Genomic DNA, 1238 nt, shown 5'->3' with positions numbered 1-1238 from the left:
GTCCCCCCGGTCATCGCCGCGGCTGAAAAAATCACGCTGACCGACGAGCACTGGACGGTCATCAACTACCTGCGCGACAAATATAAGGAAGACGGTCAAACACCGAACTTCCGCAACATGCTGGCGGAAATAGAAGATATGCACCCGGGCACCGACTGGAAGAAAAAGCTGTATGAGCTATTCCCCAATATGCCGGCTCGCCAGGGTGCGCGCGTTGCCGGCCTGCCCAAGCCCTTCGGCAAAGGCGGCTACTGATCCCAATCAAAGCCGCCTGTCGGGCGCGGAGCGGAAAAACCGCGCCCACCCAACAGGCGGTTCATTTTTCACGGCTCCAACCATGTTTTCCAACACCCTCGTTACCACTGAAGACCTGGCCGCGCATCTGGATGACCCCAACTGGATCATTCTGGACTGCCGCTTCACCCTCACCGACACCGAGGCAGGCCGTCAGGCGTACGAGAAAGCACATATTCCGGGTGCACGTTACGTGCATCTGGACGAAGACCTCTCCGCCCCCGTCGGCGAAACCACGGGACGGCATCCGCTGCCCGATCCGCACGCACTGACCGAAAAACTCTGCCAATGGGGCGTCGGGGTCAACAAGCAGGTCGTAGTGTACGACGACAGCTATGGCGCCATGGCGGTGCGGCTGTGGTGGATGATGCGCTGGCTCGGCCACCCTGGCGTGGCGCTGCTGGACGGCGGCTACCCGAAGTGGACGCGCGAAAAACGCCCGGTCGATGGCAACATCCCGTCACCGCACAAAGGCGCCTGCGCCTGCCTGCCCGAGCCCAGCCAGATCGTAACGGCGGACGAGGTTCTGCACGCATCCCGGAGCGGCGAACAACTCATACTCGACGCGCGTCCGGATCGCCGCTTCAGCGGCGAGTTCGAACCGCTCGACCCGGTGGCCGGGCACGTACCGGGCGCGATCAACTACCCGTTCGACGAGAATCTCGATGTGGACGGCACCTTCCTGCCGCCCGAAGCGTTGCGCGAGAACTACCAGGCCCTGCTCAAGGGCAAGCCGGCCTGGCAGGTCATCCACATGTGCGGTTCCGGCGTCACCGCCTGCCACAACGTGCTGGCGATGGAAATCGCCGGTCTCCCCGGTTCACGGCTTTACCCCGGCTCGTGGAGCGAGTGGATCACCGATCCCGCCCGCCCCGTGGCCACAGGAGAATAATCATGGTCAAACCCGTACGTGTACGTACCGTCTGGTTCAAGCGGGACGGCGA

Annotated in this window: 2 protein-coding genes; both read left to right on the top strand. The window is 63.0% G+C overall.

Going from position 1 to position 1238, the window contains the following annotated elements; genetic code table 11:
- A partial coding sequence (locus Q0L94_RS17875) for a TusE/DsrC/DsvC family sulfur relay protein (protein ID WP_296756048.1) occupies window positions 1–255 on the top strand: 255 nt, incomplete at its 5' end.
- An 82-nt stretch (window positions 256–337) separates the two neighbouring features.
- Window positions 338–1186 (top strand): sulfurtransferase, encoded by an 849-nt coding sequence (locus Q0L94_RS17870; RefSeq protein ID WP_296756045.1) that lies wholly within the window; start codon window positions 338–340, stop codon window positions 1184–1186.
- Window positions 1187–1238 lie beyond the last annotated feature (52 nt).

It is taken from the genome of Thiobacillus sp., assembly GCF_024708915.1.
The sequence above is the reverse complement of the archived record's forward strand: the minus strand, read 5'-3'. Positions and strand labels throughout refer to the sequence as shown.